Source organism: Paraburkholderia madseniana, from assembly GCF_009690905.1.
GTDB lineage: Bacteria > Pseudomonadota > Gammaproteobacteria > Burkholderiales > Burkholderiaceae > Paraburkholderia > Paraburkholderia madseniana.
This window is the reverse complement of record NZ_VOSW01000032.1, coordinates 74843-91673: the sequence shown is the minus strand read 5'-3', so window position 1 is coordinate 91673 and position 16831 is coordinate 74843. Positions and strand designations below refer to the sequence as shown.

At 61.3% G+C, this 16831-nt stretch carries 16 protein-coding genes; 12 read left to right on the top strand and 4 right to left on the bottom strand.

Going from position 1 to position 16831, the window contains the following annotated elements; all coding sequences use genetic code 11:
* Positions 1–713: 713 nt before the first annotated feature.
* The 7 genes from FSO04_RS18535 (at position 714) to FSO04_RS18505 (ending at position 8076) form a co-directional block, all read left to right on the top strand.
* Complete coding sequence (locus tag FSO04_RS18535) at positions 714–2378, top strand: cbb3-type cytochrome c oxidase subunit I (protein ID WP_095423610.1); 1665 nt, start codon at positions 714–716, stop codon at positions 2376–2378.
* A 2-nt stretch (positions 2379–2380) separates the two neighbouring features.
* On the top strand, positions 2381–2977 hold the full coding sequence (locus tag FSO04_RS18530) for a cbb3-type cytochrome c oxidase subunit II (RefSeq protein WP_154561187.1): 597 nt from the start codon (positions 2381–2383) through the stop codon (positions 2975–2977).
* The gene (locus FSO04_RS18525) at positions 2974–3561 is read left to right on the top strand and encodes a c-type cytochrome (protein ID WP_095423608.1); all 588 of its coding nucleotides are present in this window, start codon (positions 2974–2976) and stop codon (positions 3559–3561) included. Before FSO04_RS18530 ends, FSO04_RS18525 begins: the two co-directional genes overlap by 4 nt.
* Positions 3562–3579: 18 nt before the next feature.
* Positions 3580–5880, top strand: coding sequence for a heavy metal translocating P-type ATPase (locus tag FSO04_RS18520; RefSeq protein WP_154561185.1), 2301 nt, complete (start codon positions 3580–3582; stop codon positions 5878–5880).
* 2 nt (positions 5881–5882) lie between these two features.
* Positions 5883–7124, top strand: coding sequence for a molybdopterin-dependent oxidoreductase (locus FSO04_RS18515; RefSeq protein ID WP_154561183.1), 1242 nt, complete (start codon positions 5883–5885; stop codon positions 7122–7124).
* Between the two features lie 15 nt (positions 7125–7139).
* The gene (locus FSO04_RS18510; protein ID WP_154561181.1) at positions 7140–7574 is read left to right on the top strand and encodes a c-type cytochrome; all 435 of its coding nucleotides are present in this window, start codon (positions 7140–7142) and stop codon (positions 7572–7574) included.
* 67 nt (positions 7575–7641) lie between these two features.
* Entirely contained in the window at positions 7642–8076 is a 435-nt protein-coding gene (locus tag FSO04_RS18505) for a hypothetical protein (protein ID WP_154561179.1), read from the top strand.
* Positions 8077–8145: 69 nt separating this feature from the next.
* Here the strand turns inward: FSO04_RS18505 and FSO04_RS18500 are convergent, their stop codons facing one another.
* Entirely contained in the window at positions 8146–9042 is an 897-nt protein-coding gene (locus FSO04_RS18500) for a LysR family transcriptional regulator (protein ID WP_154561176.1), read from the bottom strand.
* 107 nt (positions 9043–9149) lie between these two features.
* Between FSO04_RS18500 and FSO04_RS18495 the strand changes: the two genes are divergently transcribed.
* A complete protein-coding gene (locus tag FSO04_RS18495) occupies positions 9150–10283 on the top strand; it encodes a TDT family transporter (protein ID WP_095423602.1) in 1134 nt (377 codons plus the stop codon).
* A 366-nt stretch (positions 10284–10649) separates the two neighbouring features.
* Here FSO04_RS18495 and FSO04_RS18490 read toward each other — a convergent pair whose 3' ends face one another.
* Complete coding sequence (locus tag FSO04_RS18490; RefSeq protein ID WP_095423601.1) at positions 10650–11021, bottom strand: YciI family protein; 372 nt, start codon at positions 11019–11021, stop codon at positions 10650–10652.
* Between the two features lie 295 nt (positions 11022–11316).
* Here FSO04_RS18490 and FSO04_RS18485 point away from each other — a divergent pair, with 295 nt between their 5' ends.
* Both FSO04_RS18485 and FSO04_RS18480 read left to right on the top strand, forming a co-directional pair.
* Complete coding sequence (locus tag FSO04_RS18485) at positions 11317–11742, top strand: DUF695 domain-containing protein (RefSeq protein ID WP_166618205.1); 426 nt, start codon at positions 11317–11319, stop codon at positions 11740–11742.
* 228 nt (positions 11743–11970) lie between these two features.
* Positions 11971–12501, top strand: a complete 531-nt coding sequence (locus FSO04_RS18480; protein ID WP_154561172.1) for a GNAT family N-acetyltransferase — start codon at positions 11971–11973, stop codon at positions 12499–12501.
* Positions 12502–12626: 125 nt separating this feature from the next.
* On the opposite strand, the gene FSO04_RS18475 is transcribed toward FSO04_RS18480, so the two are convergent.
* A complete protein-coding gene (locus tag FSO04_RS18475; protein WP_154561170.1) occupies positions 12627–13598 on the bottom strand; it encodes an AraC family transcriptional regulator in 972 nt (323 codons plus the stop codon).
* 94 nt (positions 13599–13692) lie between these two features.
* On the opposite strand from FSO04_RS18475, the gene FSO04_RS18470 reads away from it, so the two are divergent.
* A complete protein-coding gene (locus FSO04_RS18470) occupies positions 13693–14526 on the top strand; it encodes an oxidoreductase (RefSeq protein ID WP_168435735.1) in 834 nt (277 codons plus the stop codon).
* Between the two features lie 120 nt (positions 14527–14646).
* A complete protein-coding gene (locus FSO04_RS18465) occupies positions 14647–16062 on the top strand; it encodes an MFS transporter (RefSeq protein WP_233464899.1) in 1416 nt (471 codons plus the stop codon).
* Between the two features lie 72 nt (positions 16063–16134).
* Here the strand turns inward: FSO04_RS18465 and FSO04_RS18460 are convergent, their stop codons facing one another.
* Positions 16135–16776: an MAPEG family protein gene (locus FSO04_RS18460; RefSeq protein WP_166618204.1), complete on the bottom strand. Its 642-nt coding sequence runs from the start codon at positions 16774–16776 to the stop codon at positions 16135–16137.
* Positions 16777–16831 lie beyond the last annotated feature (55 nt).

The following is a 16831-nucleotide window of genomic DNA, read 5'->3' as shown; positions in this document are numbered from 1 at the left end:
TGCTTCGGGGAGGAGAAAGCTTTGTGTACGATTGTCACCTTGAACGAACCGCTTCATCTTGCTCATCCTCCGCTATCGGATGAACAATTCTAGCGTTTCAAAAAGGCGTTTTGACACACTCTGGGCCATCTACGGCCGTTGGGCCGCGCTTTCGCGCGGACATTTGAGCGTCGGCTACGCCCAGGTATCGGACATTCGGGTACAGACTCGATCCAGAAAGTCGTCGGCCATAACGGCCGTTCGCGTCGGCCCCCCGCCTCGCCTTGCGAAGGTCTGCTTCCGAGCGTGAAGATGTTGCTTCGGATACCAAACGGATATGCCGCGCTGTTCTGTCAATACCTGCATCCGCACCCATCGCAGTCATGCAACGCCAGCGCCGATGCGTTTTCGAAAAAACATCACAGTGACGTCTGCTGGTTGTTTGGCAGGTAACGCGACTTGACAGGTCCACGGGTGCATGGGACATGCCCAGCGGAACAGGCGCCGCCGCGGCGCGGATGCATATCAATAAAGCATGAATCGCATCGCAAAAATGCATATTACATATGTGAGCGCGAGTCCCATACTGCTTTTCAGCCGACGTGCCGGGATCGACAACCGTCTGCATACGGCGATTGTGGTGGACGAAATAAGTCACGGGGATTCCCCAGAGTCGCATAAGCGTGACCGATGTCACCACCGATTTCCTTCGAACAAATGGGGGCTTTACAGCCATGACGCTCACACTCGGCGCGTTGCTCGCGCTGTCGTTTCTCATTTCCGTGCTCGGGCTCTTCATGTTCATATGGGCACAGACACGGGGTTTAATGCGGGCCGGCCCCGAGGCGGCACAAGTGATATTCGAAACCGGTGAACTTGGCACGGTCGAAGAACCCGCGATTTCGTCGACGCAACGCAGCGCGCTGCAGAGGGCCGAAAGCAATGGCAACGCTTCGACGCCGCACGGCGACGCGCAACGAGCCGTGCACACGCGGCCTGATTTGCTGGCCCGCGAAGCGCAGGACAGGTCGAGCCGCACCGCCGCGTTCGCGTTTCTCGCGTCGTCGATCCTGTGGCTGGTGCTTGGCTCGCTCGCCGGCCTGGTCGCCTCGCAAAAGCTGACGTCGCCGGATTTTCTGGTCCAATCGGCCTGGCTGACGTTCGGCCGCATCAGAACCGCGCACTTGAATATGGTGATCTATGGCTGGGCATCGATGGCAGGACTGGGCATCTCGTTATGGATGCTGCCGCGGCTGCTGAAGACCCGTCTCGTCGGCGAGCACTACGCCGTCGCGGGTGCCGGTCTATGGAATGCCGGCGTCGCGGCCGGTGTCGTAGCGATACTCGCGGGCTGGACGGACGGCCTGCAGTGGCTCGAGATTCCGTGGCAGATCGGCATTCTTCTGGCGATCGGCGGCGCATTGTCAGCCGTGCCGCTATTTTTGACGCTATCCCGCCGCAATGTGGACCACCTGTACGTTTCGGTCTGGTACATCGCTGCGGCCCTGCTCTGGTTTCCGATCCTGTATGTCGTCGCGAAAGTGCCATACGTGCATTTCGGCGTGGAGCAGGCGATCGTCAACTGGTGGTTCGCACACAACGTGCTTGGCTTGTGGCTTACGCCGTTCGGTCTTGCTTCGGCCTATTACTTCATCGCGAAGGTGCTCGGCCGTCCTATCTACTCGTACAACCTCTCGCTGGTCGGCTTCTGGGCGCTGGCGATGTTCTATAGCCAGGCCGGCATTCACCATCTGCTCGGCGGCCCCGTGCCAGCGTGGCTGCAAAGCGTTTCGGTCGTGCAAAGCGTGATGATGCTGATCCCCGTCCTCGCGGTCGGCGTCAATCAGCACATGACGGTGGTCGGGCGCTTCGCGACGCTGCGATATTCGCCCACGCTGCGCTTCGTCGTACTGGGCGCCGCGCTGTACACACTCGTTTCGCTGCAAGGCTCGCTCGAAGCCGTGCCGTTCTTCAATCGCCTCGTGCACTTCACACAGTACAAGGTCGCGCATGCGCACCTCGGCCTGTACGGCTTTTACTCGATGATCATGTTCGGTTCGATCTATTTCGTGATGCCACGCGTACTGGAGCGGGAGTGGCCCTATCCGAAGTTGATTTCCCTCCATTTCTGGCTGGCTGTGATCGGCTTCGCGATCTACTTCGTGTTTTTGAGCATCGGCGGTGTTCTGCAGGGCATCGCAATGCTTGATGCCACGCGGCCCTTCATGGATTCCGTCAACGTGCTCGCGCCTTACCTGAGAGCCAGAACGTTCGGTGGCGTGCTGATGACCGCCGGGCACCTCGTATTCGCATGGCACTTCTTCGCGATGCTACTCGACCGCGGGACGATCCGCTCCGGCCAGGCGCTTATCGGCGGCGCGCCGTCCACAGGAGTCTGACCATGAACCGGGTTCTCACCATCGTCATCGGCGCGCTGATCATGCTGGCGATCGCCACGCTCGTGCTGGTCGCATTGCCGTATCGCGAGTTGCAGGACGAATCGCCGCCCGAACAGCTAAAGCCGTACACCATCGCACAACTGCGCGGCCGCGCCACATACGTCAACATGGGTTGCGTGTATTGCCACTCGCAGCAGCCGCGGGCGGTGACCCTGGGTCCGGACGCATTGCGCGGCTGGGGCCGCCCGTCGGTATCGGCCGACTATGCGTACGACTACCCGCACCTGCTGGGCGTGTCGCGCACCGGCCCGGATCTGTTCAACATCGGCGCACGGCAGCCTAGCGTCGACTGGCATCTCGCTCACCTGTACCAGCCACGCAGTGTGACGCCTGGAAGCGTGATGCCGTCGTACCCGTTCCTCTTCAAGGTGGTCGCGCATCCTGGACCGAACGACAAGGTCGTGACGCTGCCGCCGCAATTCACGCCAGCCGGCGGCCAGGTCGTCGCCACGCAGGAGGCGCTCGATCTCGTCGCTTACCTGACTGCACTCAATCATACGTATCCCGTTCCCGCCACTGAATCCGGAGTGACGAAATGAAACACGACACGCAGCACGACACGATCCAGACACGGGAGTATGCGGAACCCATCGAACAGGCGAATCCGGTGCCCTGGCTTCTTGGGCTCGTCGGCGCATCGCTAGCAGTCTGGGGCGTCAGCTATTTCCTGCTCAATCCGGACCTCGCGCCCGCCAGCGCCAAAGACACCAGCCGCGACGCCGTGACGAGCGCCGCAGCACCCGCCGCGGCCGACGGCGCGCAGATTTTCGCGAGCCGCTGTGCGTCCTGCCATCAGGCAAACGGCGCCGGCCTGCCTGGCGTGTTTCCACCACTGGCCGGCTCTGCATGGGTGAACGGCGACGCGAAGACCGTCTCGCGCATCCTGCTACTGGGCATCAACGGCAAGATCGACGTTGCCGGCGCAACCTTCAACGGCACGATGCCCGCCTTTGGCACGACCCTTTCCGACGCGGAAATCGCGGCGGTGGCCACGCACGTTCGCGCGAGCTTCGGCAACAAGTCGGCTGCACTGACAGCCGACCTTGTGAAGGGCGAGCGAACCGCTCTGGGCACTCGGACGACGCCGTGGGCAGGCGGCGACGAACTCTCGAAGCAGCCGTAGAGCCGGACGAAACGCAAAATGCAATCCAACCTTCCAGATAGTGCGCTGCTGGATGTGCGCGGCATGTGGTGCACCAGTTGCGCGAACGCATTGGAAATCATGCTGCGGCGCCAGCCCGGCGTGCTCGCCGCGAGCGTCAGTTTCGCGGCTGAGTCCGCCTCGCTGCAATGGGATCCGCTCGCGACGTCGCTTGAGCGCCTGCTGCAGCGCACGGCCAAACTCGGATACGCGTGCATCCCCGAAGGCGCAGGGCACGACCGGCGCGCGCATTTCGCCAGAATCCGCCATGACCTGATGGTCCGGCTCGTGGTTGCCGTGTTCTTTTCGATGTGGGTAATGCCGGCGCAATGGGCGCTGTACGTTGCGCCCGAGGGCAGTCTTTCGCCGGCCGCACGATTTGGGCTGGCGCTGTTTGCAGGGCTCGCCGCCATGCCGGTGATCGGCTACGGTGCGCTGCCGTTTTTCCGCGCGGCGTGGCGCACGCTGCGCGCTCGAGCGCCGGGCATGGACGTCCTCGTCGCGACCGGGGCCGGCGGGTCCTGCCTGCTTTCGGTATGGCAGTTGATACGGGGCGAGTCGACCGTCTATTTCGATTCCGCCGCAATGATCGTGGTCTTCCTGTTGGCCGGCAGGCTGCTCGAAACGACCGTGCGAAGCCAATCGGCCGACGCCGTACGCAGCCTGCTCGAATTACCGCCTGAAACCGCGCACGTGATCGATGCATCCGGCGCCGAAACGCAAGTCCTTGCCAAGCGGGTGGAACGCGGCAGCGCGGTTCGGGTGTGCCCTGGCGAGCGCGTTCCGCTCGACGGCGTCATCACGCAAGGCGTGTCGTCGCTGGATCGCTCGCTGCTGACGGGCGAAACGGCGTTCATCACGGTCGAACCCGGCGACGTGGTGGAAGCTGGTGCGCTCAATGGAGATGGCGAACTGGTGGTGCTGGTCGAGCGCGCCTGGGGCAAGCGTCGCGTGGATCTGATCGCGCATAGCGTGCGGCAGATGCTCGCGCGCAAGACGGCGACCCAGGCACTCGCCGAACGGTTCACCCGCTACCTCGTACCGGCCATCTGCGGGCTCGCGACGCTCGCCTTGCTGTGGAACGCAGCCGAGGGTATGGCCATCGCCGCTGCGCTCGAACGCGCCGTGGCGGTGCTCGTCATCACCTGCCCCTGTGCGCTCGGTATGGCCGTTCCGCTCGCGCTTACCGCTGGGGCGGGGCGAGCGGCGCGCGCGGGCGTGCTGTTCCGGGATGTCGAGGCGATCGAGAAGGCCGGCCGCATCGACCTCTTCTGCTTCGACAAGACCGGAACACTGACCGAAGGCTCGCCCCGGCTCGTCCAGTCGCAATGTGCCGACAGCGTGAGCACAGTCGACCTGTTCGTCGACGCGGCGATCGCCGAGCGCGGCAGCGAGCATCCGCTCGCAAAGGCCATCGAATCATTGGTACCGCCGTCATGCCGTGCAACCGTCGACGGCGCGACGGGAACGTCCCGCGCAACGTCCGGGGCGGGGGTGGAATGGATCGGCGCGGACGCCTCTCGCATTCTCGCCGGCAGTGCGTCCTTTCTCGCCGGGCTCGGCGTACCGGTTCCGGACACGGCAGCCACGCATACGACGGTACATGTCGCGCGCGATGGGCGGTGGCGCGGCACGCTGCATTTCGCGGACGCGCCGCGTGCCGGTGCACGCCGCGCGCTGGCCACGTTGCGGACGACTGGCGCGGCGCTCGCAATGCTGACCGGCGACGAGCCGGCCGTCGGCTTGCGCGTCGCCGAGGCTGTCGGCATTGACTCCGGCGCCGTGTACGCGGGCCAGTCGCCGGAAGAGAAGGCCCGTCGCATCTTCGCTGCGCAGGCAGCGGGAACGAAGGTCGCGTTCATCGGTGACGGTCTCAACGACGCGCCCGCGCTCGCGGCGGCAGATCTCGGCATCGCCGTCGCCAACGCGACGGCGTCGTCGGTGGCCGCTGCATCGATCGTACTGGTCGAGGGCGGCATCGAGCAGCTCAATGCCGCGCTGGAGATCGCACGGCGCACGGCGCGCGTGATGCGCCAGAACCTCATTGCCGCAGCCGTCTACAACTTGCTTGCCGTGCCGCTCGCGTTATCCGGAGTCGTGTCGCCAGCAATGGCAGCCGCGTTGATGATCGCCAGCTCACTTTCGGTGACGCTCAATTCGTCCCGCCTCGCTGCCGGCGCAATTAACCGGCACAGCGCTACTGCTGACACGTTCGACACGGACACCGCACCACCGCAGCACACAGGATCCGGATCTGCAGCGGCCACCTGCGCCGATGTTCAACACCTGACAGAAGGATGACCATGAAGAACGATGAACGCGACATCTTCCAGCAGCGCCGCAGGCTGCTCGGTGGCCTCGGTGCGCTGGGGCTCGCGGCATTGACGAATCCCATAACGGGGAGGGCAGCACCAGGCAATAACATCATGCTGCCCTTCGAAAATGGTGCACGCCCGCTTACGTCCGCGTTTCCGCAGAAGTCCAACGTCATACTGCAAAGAACGCGGCCGCCGTTAATCGAAACGCCGTTCGAGGTGTTCGACCAGGGAGTCTTTACGCCAAACGACCGCTTCTATGTGCGGTGGCACCTTGCGAACATTCCAACGTCGGTGGATCCGGCCGCGTTCAGGCTGGACATCCGGGGTCACGTGAACAGGACCGTCAGCCTGACGCTGAACGATCTTGTGAAAAAATTCCCGCGCTTCGAAATTGCCGCAGTCAATCAATGCTCGGGGAATTCCCGCGGCTTTTTTAGTCCGCGCGTGCCAGGTGGTCAATGGGCGAACGGCGCGATGGGCAACGCTCGATGGACGGGCGTGCGGCTGAAGGATTTGCTGACGCATGCCGGTGTCGGCGCAAACGCAGTGCAGGTGCGCTTGAACGGCCTCGATACCGGCGTGATTCCGCAGACGCCGAAATTCATGAAGTCGCTCGCGATCGACCACGCGCTCGACGGCGAAGTGATGGTCGCCTATGCGATGAACGGAGAGCCGCTGCCGCTGCTCAACGGCTATCCGTTGCGGCTTGTCGTGCCCGGCTGGTATGCAACGTATTGGGTCAAGATGCTGCACGACATCGAGGTGCTCGACAAGCCCGACGACAACTTCTGGACTGCCAAGGCCTACCTCGTCCCCGATAACCATTTTGCCAACGTGAATCCCGGCGACAAGGACTTCAAGCAGGTGCCCATCAATACAATGCTGCCCCGGTCGTTCTTCACCAATCTGCGCTCTGCGGGCACGGTACAACGCGGTCAGCCGATGCTCGTACGCGGCATTGCGTTCGGCGGTCTCAACGCGCTCGCCAAGGTGCAGTTTTCGTCCGATGGCGGCCGCAACTGGACCGACACCGCGATGGGCCGCGATTGCGGCCGCTACAGTTTTCGGCAGTGGCAGACGACGGTCAGTTTCCCGCAAACGGGCAGCCGCACACTGATGGCCCGCGCGATCGACTCGACCGGACAGGCGCAGCCGGATACACCGAACTGGAACGGCGCGGGCTTCATGCGCAACGTCATTGAATCCGTCGATATCAACGTAGTCTGACACGAGGCGAAAACCATGAACTTGAAGCTGCTTCGTATCGCGGCGGTCTGGGCCGCCCCTGTCGCCGTCGGTGCCATTGCCGCGCTGACCGGCAGTCACTACCTGCCTGAATCGATCGCCGGACAGGCGCAGCGGCAGGCCGCCCTCGTGCCTCCGGTGCATTTCGCCCCGCTCGACGTTTCTTTGCCGGCAGGCAACACACTCTTTCCACCCGGCGAAGGCGCAGAGATCGCGAACGCCAACTGCGTGATGTGTCATTCGACCGGAATGGTGCTGCGCCAGCCACCGCTGACCACTCCCGAGTGGAAGACCGAGATCATGAAGATGCGCAACGGCTTCGGCGCACCGATTCCTCTCGATCAGGTCGACCAGCTTGCTCACTATCTTGGCGTTATCAATGGGAAGAAGAATGAAGCGGGCCCCTCCGGTGTCGACAACCAGGCCAGCTGACGCACAAGCATCGGACCTGGGAACGCGCGGCTGCGAGTGTGTTCCTGCCCAAGGACTCGACGCTTGCATGCCGCCAATCCGCATGCGGCCTGGTATCGGGACAGCCGCACGACTCGCCGCCGTCGGCTTGCAGATCTTCGCACCGAAATGCGCGCTTTGCTGGACCACCTACGCTGGCCTCGTTAACGCAAGCTGGTTCGTCGCAACGAACATTCATCCGATCTGGGCGTCGCTTGCAGCGCTGTCCTCGACGCTCGCCGTGTGTATCAGCCTGCTCGCGGCGCGGCGAACGCGCCGCTGTCGAGCCTGGTTGTGGACGGCAGCTTCGTGGTCGCTCCTCATTGCCGGCTGGTTGCTCGACTGTTTTCCCGTCAGATGCCTGGGATTCGGTTTGCTCGCAGCCAGCTTTACCTACGCTGGGCTTACCCGCAGAGTGCGCGCCCGTACGTCAACGGGATCGGCGCCCGGTTCGCTGGAAGCGGCCCCGGCGCAATCCGGCTAGCAGCATGCCGACGGGCGCCAATTGACCGTTACGACGACGCGAGACGCCACGATGACGCCCCCTCGTCCGCTAGACGATCATGTGTTCGAACATCTGATCGGCGAGCGTGCGAAAGGCGCGCGCGCTCGGGCTCAACGCACGCGCCTTACGCCAGATCATGTTCAGATCCCGCTCGATATTCAGGTCGTGCACCCGCAACTGCACCAGCACGCCTGTGGCGAGTTCGTCGGCGACCGTTTGGCGCGACACCCAAGCGACCGCATTGCCAAGGCGCAGCATCCGTTTGATCGCCTCCGCGCTGCCCACCGACAGCTTCGGCGACAGCTCATAGCCGTGCCGGGCATACGCGTCCTCGATCACCATGCGTGTGCCGGACCCGGGTTCGCGCATCACGAGTTCGGCATTGCCGACCTCCGCTGCGCTGACGCGGCGCTTGCGCGTCAGCGGGTGGCTGGCGCCGGCGACCGCAATCAGTTCGTCACGACCAATGACGGCCGCATCGAACGCCGATGCGTCGTATGGTCCTTCGATCAGCCCAAGCTGCCGTTCATGCGCCAGCACCGTCTCCTCGACATGTTCGGTGTTCGACACCGCGAGGTCGACCGTGATGCCTGGATATAACCGCCGGAACTCGTCCAGAACGGGAGGCAGCAGATAAACGCCAATCGTGCGGCTTGAGGCGAGCCCAAGGTGCCCGCGCGTCAAACCCGCGAACTCGCCGATCGCGGTTTCGGCTGCGTCCGCCAGCGAGAAAATCTGCGCGGCGTATTCGGCAAGCAGACGGCCTGCCTCAGTGGGCTGCATGCCGCGCGGGAGCCGGTCGAACAACGGCACGCCGACTCGTTCCTCCAGTTCGCGGATCTCGCGCGTAAGCGCCGGCTGGCTAACGTGAAGTCGCTCCGACGCGGCGGTGACGCTGCCGGTCTCCGCAACAGAAAAAAACGCTGCGAGATGGGTGAAGTTCATCGTCTTCTGTATATCAAATAGGCATTAATTCCATATTAATGATGTATTTTTAATATGGGTAGCAAATCCGCACAATCAGTTCATTCCGTTTCGCTGTGGAGATGACTATGTCCAGCCAGATTGGTGCACACGAGGCCACGTCCTTGCAACACTTCTCCGACAAGATTCGCCAGTTCACGCCGAACTGGTTCGCGATGACAATGGGTAACGGCATCGTGTCGCTCGTGCTCGCCGCGTTGCCCCTGAGCTTTCCGGGCCAGCATGCACTCGCTGTTTCGTTGTGGTGCGTGGACATCGTGCTCTATGCGGTGTTCACGGCGATGTTCGCTGCGCGCTGGATCTTCTATCCAGAAACGATCAAACCCCTGCTGCATCACCCGCTTCAATCGATGTTCCTGGGCACCTTGCCAATGGGTCTCGCGCCGATCATCAACGGCGTCGTGCTGTTCGCAGGACCGCATTTCGGCGCAGGTGCCTACTCGCTCGCGTATGCGTTGTGGTGCTGTGACGCACTGCTGGCAGTCGTTGTCGCGGTGGGAGTGCCGTACCTGATGTTCACCGAGCAAAGCCATGCCTTCGAACGCGTTACAGCCGTGCTGCTGCTGCCGATTGTGGCGCCCGAAGTGGCGGCGTCAAGTGCCGCGGCGCTTGCCCCGCACCTGGTCGAACGAACCGCGCAGCTCGTCGTCGGCGCAGGCTATCTTCTGTGGGCGATTTCGGTGCCGCTCGCCTTCTCGGTGCTGACCGTCGTCTTCCTCCGGCTGGTCATTCACAAGCTACCGCATCGTGATCTGGGCCCATCCAGCTGGCTAACTCTCGGCCCGATCGGCACTGCCGCGTTGGGACTGCTTACGCTGGGCCAGGCTGCGCCCAGCGCATTTGCCGGCACTACACTCGCGAACGTTGCCGCCATGGCACGCGACTTCGGCCTGATCGGCTCGCTGATCCTGTGGGGCGCGGGTGTGTGGTGGTTTGCGGTCGCGCTCCTCTTCACGTTGCGCTACCGCCGCGAAGGCTTGCCGTTCAACCTCGGCTGGTGGGGCTTCACGTTCCCGCTCGGCGTCTACACCGCGGCGACGCTGAGCCTGTATCGGGTGACAGGGTTCGAGGCGTTCGCCGTGGCCGCCGTGCTGTTCGCAATCCTGCTGTGCGGACTCTGGAGCGTCGTGCTGTCGTGGACATTGCGGGAAGTGGCACGCGGTCGCCTGTTCTACGCGCCTTGCCTTGCCACCGCGCGCTAGCTAGTTATCGATTTTCGGCCGGGGCCCGGGTCAGGGGGCTGCCGCATCGAATACCCTCGCCGTATAGTTTCGCGACTCGGCAGGCGATAAACTCATGCTCGAAAGCGGGCATTGGAAGCGTCAGCTTTCGACGTGACGCGAAGGACCGAAATGGCCGATGACTTCACTGGCAGCACGCGTGCACGAATGACCGCTGGACCTCGGAAGCCGCCGTTCACGTCGCGCTAGCTCCAACGGCCGGAGAGGGTCGATCACAGGCGTCGCCGCTCGGCCCAGAAGTAGCATCGTCGCGATGACTCACGAAGCCGTGAAGGTGTTTGAGGAGAACAGAGCCCCAACGCATAATTGAGACACGCGTCCAAGCCCTCATCGGGACCAGTAGAAATCCACGGGGATAAGCTCGACGACCCATCCACCTTCTTCGCCCAGCGTGGCCGCCGGGTGCATGGAGGCGATGCGCAACGCCTCGTCATGGGTATCCGCCTCGATGATGAACAGGCCGCCCACGACTTCCTTCGACTCGGTATAGGGCCCATCGGTGACGTGCGTCTTGCCACTGCGCGGGCGGAGCGTCCTCCAGTTGTCCAGATCGCCAAGCGATGCGGAAATCAGTACCTTGCCGGTAGCCCGCATCTTGTCGTCCAATGCGGGGCATTGGCTCACCAATTTCTTGACGTCGTCTGGCGCCATCGCGGCGAATTTATCGGGGGTGAAGTAGGCCAAGCCGAGGTATTTCATGGGAGATCCTTTGGGTGTGAATAACCTGACGACGAAGCTGATGATCGAAAATCGACAATCTTCTGAAAAGTTTGTAGCGGGTCTCGCCAGACTGTCCGCTTTTGGGGTCGCGCGGTGCCGACCGCCGGGCTCGTGCTGCACATGCGGATCGCGTGAGGCAGAGGTCGGCCAACAACGGCCATTTGAACCATCAACCTAAATCGTTGAAAATAGTGTCGCGATGACGCCTGTTTGCCACGCTTACAAATCAAGTTTTTCACCATCTTGGATGCCAAGAACACGTACAGATAACGATATGACGACGAGCGTATGGACAACAGCAACATCGAAAATTGAAAGCAATGGCCACGTCATCATCTTTCGCTACATCAGGGATTTCGGCAAGGATTTCGACCGACTCGACAATCCCATCCGGGTCATCATTGCTTGGAAATATGATTCGGAAACAGGAATGCCGGGCGCTGATGTGCGCGAATGGATGGACTCCACCGAAGACGCGCTGAAGTTAGCTGTCGAAGAAGACGAGTTTGCAAGCCTCGTTCTCGTTTCTACGGGAGAAAACCTCAGGGAGTGGACGTACTACGCCCGCTCCGGGGATGAATTCATGGTTCGGCTCAACAAAGCGCTTGGTGGTCGTCCAAAAGTGCCTGTCAACATACACATCGGGGAAGACTCGCAATGGGCGACGTTCGACGAATTCAGGCGTCGCGTTCGTGAGTAGTACCGGCGTGAGCGGGCATCACGCGAAGGTCTCCTTTATAGAATTACGGGTGTCGCTTCAGGGTCGCCTTGTGCCACTCGCATAGATACTGCGCGCGGCGACCCCTTACGTTTGCGTCGGACCGGGTGCGGCCACAACCGGTCGTTCGACATCGCCGCTCAGATCGCTAACAATCTCTTACTCGCACCCGCGCCCACCGGCGCAATTCTGCATCCGAAAGAGCCTTAAATGACTGGAATATCCATCAGGTCCGCAAATATCGACGATGCTCAAATGATCGCCGATTTTCACGTGAAGGTCTGGAGGCACACCTACCAGGATCTTGCGCCAGCGGAAGCATATGCCGTCCTCAACGAGCAATATCGTGGCGAGCAGTGGAAGGAAAAACTGTCTTCGAATGACAGCAGCCAGGTAGCACTCGTTGCTGAGATCGACAGTAGAACCGTTGGAATCGGAGCCGCTGGGGAGCCTTCAGAATCGATATTTGACGGCCGCGGCGAGATCAAATTCCTTTATGTCGATCCCGACTTCAAGCGCCGCGGCATCGGCCGCGAGTTGCTTACACAACTCGCGATTCATTTGAGAGAAATGCACTATCAAGGAGCCGCTTTAAGCGTCGTCAAGGGAAACGAACCCGCAATCGCCTTTTACGAGGCGCTAAATGGCCGGCCAGCAGGCGAGTACATCGATCCGGGACCGGTCTGGCGATCGCAAAACATCGTCTTCGCGTGGGACGACGTTGCGAGTCTGATCCCCTGAGAAATGTCACTTGCGCAGACGGCGCAAGTCCCAGCTCTATCGAGCGTTCCTGGAGCCGAGAGCGGCCAACACCGGTAGTGGAGGCCGCAGCGGCGATCGGACTATGAAAACGAAGCGTGCCAAACTCAGTGTGACGAAACGTACGTCGCATCGCCGAACGCTGCCGGAATGGCGAAGCTCTCGCGCATACGCTTCGTCTCCGCTGCTGGCGTCAAGCCAAAAAGCCGTTTGAACTCTCTGCTGAACTGGGACGCGCTCGTGTAACCGACTGCGTGGCTCGCGGCCTCCGCAGTCAAATCCTCGCGGACCATCAACAGGCGAGCCTGATGCAAACGCGTTGACTTCACGTACTGCATCGGCGAAACGTGAGTCATTGCCTTGAAGTGGCTGTGGAAGCTCGGAACGCTCATTCCCGCTTCCTCTGCCAACTGCATCACGTCCAGCGGCTGCGCGTAGCCGGCATGGATGAGGCGTAGCGATCTGCCTATCCGGCCGAACTGCCCTCTCATCGCTAAAGCCCCGCGCATCGAGCTTCCTTGCTGTCCGGTGAGCACACGGAAATAAAGTTCGCGCAGCAGGCCCGGGCCTAATACAGCGGCTTCGAGTGGCCGATGCATCGCCTCAAGGAAGCGCAACACGGACGCTTGCATCGCGTCATCCATCGACGTCGACATCATGCTTTGAGGCGCCTGCACGTGTTCCTTGGCGCCTTCACGATCGATCTGTACGGCCAGTTCAGCGGCTAACGTGAAATCGAGGTGAAGGTACAGCGCGAGCAGCGGGCGCTCCTGGGTTGCCTCGGTTTCCATGCTGAACGGAACAGGCACGGACACGGCCAGGTAGTGATGCTCGTCGTACAGATAGAGCTGGTCGCCGAAATAACCTCGCTTGCGGCCCTGACAAACGATCACGATGCCGGGGTCGTAAAGAACCGGCGTGCGTGACAGGGGCCGGTTTGAACGCAAGATGCGGACGCCCGGCAGCGCCGTGAGGTTGTAGCCCTCCTCAGGCGCCAACGTCCGGAGCAACGCAATCATGCGTTTCTGGATTCCCGAGGAAAGATCCGGATTGTGCGTGGAGGCCCGCTTCGTACTCATAGCTTTAGGCAAGAAAAATAGCGGAATATGGCTTAGCTAGCCGATTCGTTCAGACTAGTATGCATTCTCCAGACACCATTCGGGAGAAGCTTCAGTGGCATTCGGCAAAATTCTGCTCATCACTGGCGTCAGCAGCGGCTTCGGCCGTGCGCTCGCAGGAGAGGCGTTAGCGGCGGGACATGAAGTCGTCGGTACTGTGAGAAGTGCGCAGGCAAAGCGTGATTTCGAGTCTCTGTCCGCGAACGCTGCTTTTGGACGTGTACTTGACGTGACTGACTTCGATGCCATCGAGGGCATCGTGGCGGAAATTGAAGCGAGCGTCGGACCCGTGGACGTTCTGGTCAACAATGCCGGCTACGGGCACGAAGGCATCATGGAAGAATCGCCTTTGTCCGAGATGCGCAGACAGTTCGATGTGAATGTGTTTGGCGCTGTTGCCATGATGAAAGCCGTCCTGCCCTTCATGCGTAAGCGCAGACGTGGCCACATTCTGAATATCACGTCGATGGGCGGCCATATCACCATGCCCGGAATCACCTACTACTGCGGAAGCAAATTCGCGCTGGAGGGTATCTCTGAGGCGCTTGGCAAAGAGGTCAAGCCTTTCGGCATCGCTGTAACAGCCGTCGCGCCAGGCTCGTTCCGCACCGACTGGGCGGGTCGCTCGATGACGCGAACGCCCCGTTCGATTGCGGACTACGACGCTATCTTCGAGCCCATCCGCAAAGCGCGTGAGGAGAAGAACGGCAAGCAATTGGGAGATCCCCAAAAGGCGGCACGCGCGATGCTCGCCGCAATCGCAGCGGACCGCCCTCCCGCGCATCTTTTGCTCGGTAGCGATGCGCTCGGGCTCGTGAGGGACAAGTTGTCCGCGTTGGGAAATGAGATCCGTGACTGGGAGTCTGCTACGGTCTCGACCGACGGCTGAAAGACCGCTGGAGCAGGGAGGCTGTCGCGTACCTGATCCCTCGCCGTCGGGCCCGGAAAGCAGCGGTCCGCAACCGGGACATGGTCGTTTGCTGTCGCCCCTCACTATCACAACGGAAACATGCATCGTCCCACTAGTGAAACACCAACGTCTGGAAACGTTGATCTAAACAATGTGGAAAATGTTGAGGTAGCATCATCGAACTCAACAGGGGAGAAAGCGGTGTTTCGGCGAATCAAATCTCGTATAGACGCAATCGCCCCCGCTCTTGCCAGTCTGCTTCTCAGCGATCTTCTGACGATCCTGGCAGACATGGTTGGCTATATCACGCTCCCTTGGTGGATCGTTCATCGGGGCGGTGCACATGACCTTGCGATCTACAGCGTAAGCATTGCCATCACCACGATTTTTGCAATGCCGCTGCTTTCGCCGCTTGGGGACCGATACGCCAAGAGACCGCAGATTGTATGGGGTGTCTGCGCTTTGATGGTCGTTGCCTTTACCCTCGCTACGCTCGCCTCGCTGTCCGACTACCGACTTATGCTCATCGTCTGCATAGGCGTGGCCACCGTAATAGCGAAAGCTTTCATCGATCCGGCCAGCTCCACCATTTCGGCTGAACTTGTTCCGGCGAATCGTTGGGCCGCGGCGCTTCGTCTTCGTAAGTCGACGCAAGCGGCTGGTCGTGCCTTGGGACCGGCACTGGCTGGAGCAACACTCGCCTTGGGCGGTATCTCTGCAACATTCTGGATGAACGGTATTCTGCTTGGCGTCGCTGCCTACGTGACTTCGCAGCTTCCATCCCAGTCTGAGCATAGCGACCACCATCGCGGTTTAGCCCGTTGGTGGGAAGACCTGCGTGCTGGACTGCACGCTAAATGGATCGTCCCGTTGGAGCGCGGCTGGACGCTTGTCAACTTCCTCGTATGGATATTCCAGGGGCCGGCAGTCGGCATGCTGATCCCGCTTAAAGTCCAATCACTCGGGCTGTCGGGTCTCTGGCTGGGTGGTTGCGAAGCGGCCTTATCCATAGGTTTGCTACTCGGCAGCTTTCGTGGTTCTGACGCACTGGTAAGCCGGTTCGGCCGATTCAATGTCCGCGTGGGTGCCGCTATGTGCGAAGGGCTGGCACTTGCCGTTTCGGGCTGGGCCCATTCACCAGTCTTGCTAGTACTTGCGCTTACCTGTGTAGGTTTCGCCAACGCATCGATGGGGCTCGTTGGCGCGACTCATCGGTCATTGGCTATCCCGCAGAATTTCCGCGTGCGCATTCTCGCCGCCAGCATGATGACCACACAGATCGCCGGCATTCTTGGGCCGATGATCGCAGGTGCGGCGCTCACGCATTGGGCGGTAAGCAAGGTCTATACATGCTTCGGTCTGGCCACCTGTCTGCTGGCTTTCGGCTTTGTCCTTATCCCTCGATCGCGTGAATTCTTTGCGCTTAATCACGATCAAGTAAAGAATTGGTTTCGTCACGAATATCCCGATGCGTTCAAAACACCTACAGCATCCGCATCGAAACAAACTACGTAGATCGCATCGCGACAGGAACAGAGTGCCATCGGCTCGGCGAATCAAATGGCCGGCTCGACCGACTCCTTTGAATCAACCCGCTTTCACCGGACGCGTCCCCCAAAACAAGACCGCCTCAATCGCGAAAAATGCAACGAGCGGCGTAATGGCGCCCACCGTCCCCGCGATCTCGCTCCCAAACCGGCTCGTTACATACAGCAGCACGATCATGCTGATCGCCATGCCCGGCGCCCCGAGTCCGCGCATCGCGGCGCTGCGATGGTAGCCGAGCCAGAACGCGGCCCGCGCGACGATCCAGACCACGGTCGTCGCCACGACCGCGCGCATGGACGAGCCGTCGGGACAGTAGGCGGCCAAGCCGAACAGCGATGCCGCAAACACGATGATCTGCTCCACCGTGTTCTGCAGGTATCGTTGATTGATGCGCAACCTGCGTGTCTCGAAGCCCGCCAGCGGATCGAATGCGGGCGAGGTCAATCGTTCGTGCGCTACGGCTTCGACGCCCGTCACCAGGCAGAACAGCACGGCAGCACAGCAGCATTTGAGCGTCAGAAGCATCCGCGCACCGAGGCTGTCCATGCCCGGCAGGGGCGACATCAAAAGATCGATGCCGAGCCAGAGCCCCGAGGCAAACAGCGACGCGACTGCGATGCCGGCAATGCCGACGCTGCGCTGCCGTCGAAAGTCGGACGCGTGATAGGTCGGGTTGGTCATGGATTTTTCCTCCGAGCGTTTCATACGGGGGCATCAGCCTCGGCCAACTGCGGAC

Excerpts from the sequence above, each read along its gene's own strand:
- FSO04_RS18535 (WP_095423610.1), top strand. The coding sequence starts at position 714 with ATGACGCTCACACTCGGCGCGTTGCTCGCGCTGTCGTTTCTCATTTCC.
- FSO04_RS18530 (WP_154561187.1), top strand. The coding sequence starts at position 2,381 with ATGAACCGGGTTCTCACCATCGTCATCGGCGCGCTGATCATGCTGGCG.
- FSO04_RS18525 (WP_095423608.1), top strand. The coding sequence starts at position 2,974 with ATGAAACACGACACGCAGCACGACACGATCCAGACACGGGAGTATGCG.
- FSO04_RS18520 (WP_154561185.1), top strand. The coding sequence starts at position 3,580 with ATGCAATCCAACCTTCCAGATAGTGCGCTGCTGGATGTGCGCGGCATG.
- FSO04_RS18515 (WP_154561183.1), top strand. The coding sequence starts at position 5,883 with ATGAAGAACGATGAACGCGACATCTTCCAGCAGCGCCGCAGGCTGCTC.
- FSO04_RS18510 (WP_154561181.1), top strand. The coding sequence starts at position 7,140 with ATGAACTTGAAGCTGCTTCGTATCGCGGCGGTCTGGGCCGCCCCTGTC.
- FSO04_RS18505 (WP_154561179.1), top strand. The coding sequence starts at position 7,642 with ATGCCGCCAATCCGCATGCGGCCTGGTATCGGGACAGCCGCACGACTC.
- FSO04_RS18500 (WP_154561176.1), bottom strand. The coding sequence starts at position 9,042 with ATGAACTTCACCCATCTCGCAGCGTTTTTTTCTGTTGCGGAGACCGGC.
- FSO04_RS18495 (WP_095423602.1), top strand. The coding sequence starts at position 9,150 with ATGTCCAGCCAGATTGGTGCACACGAGGCCACGTCCTTGCAACACTTC.
- FSO04_RS18490 (WP_095423601.1), bottom strand. The coding sequence starts at position 11,021 with ATGAAATACCTCGGCTTGGCCTACTTCACCCCCGATAAATTCGCCGCG.
- FSO04_RS18485 (WP_166618205.1), top strand. The coding sequence starts at position 11,317 with ATGACGACGAGCGTATGGACAACAGCAACATCGAAAATTGAAAGCAAT.
- FSO04_RS18480 (WP_154561172.1), top strand. The coding sequence starts at position 11,971 with ATGACTGGAATATCCATCAGGTCCGCAAATATCGACGATGCTCAAATG.
- FSO04_RS18475 (WP_154561170.1), bottom strand. The coding sequence starts at position 13,598 with ATGAGTACGAAGCGGGCCTCCACGCACAATCCGGATCTTTCCTCGGGA.
- FSO04_RS18465 (WP_233464899.1), top strand. The coding sequence starts at position 14,647 with ATGCATCGTCCCACTAGTGAAACACCAACGTCTGGAAACGTTGATCTA.
- FSO04_RS18460 (WP_166618204.1), bottom strand. The coding sequence starts at position 16,776 with ATGACCAACCCGACCTATCACGCGTCCGACTTTCGACGGCAGCGCAGC.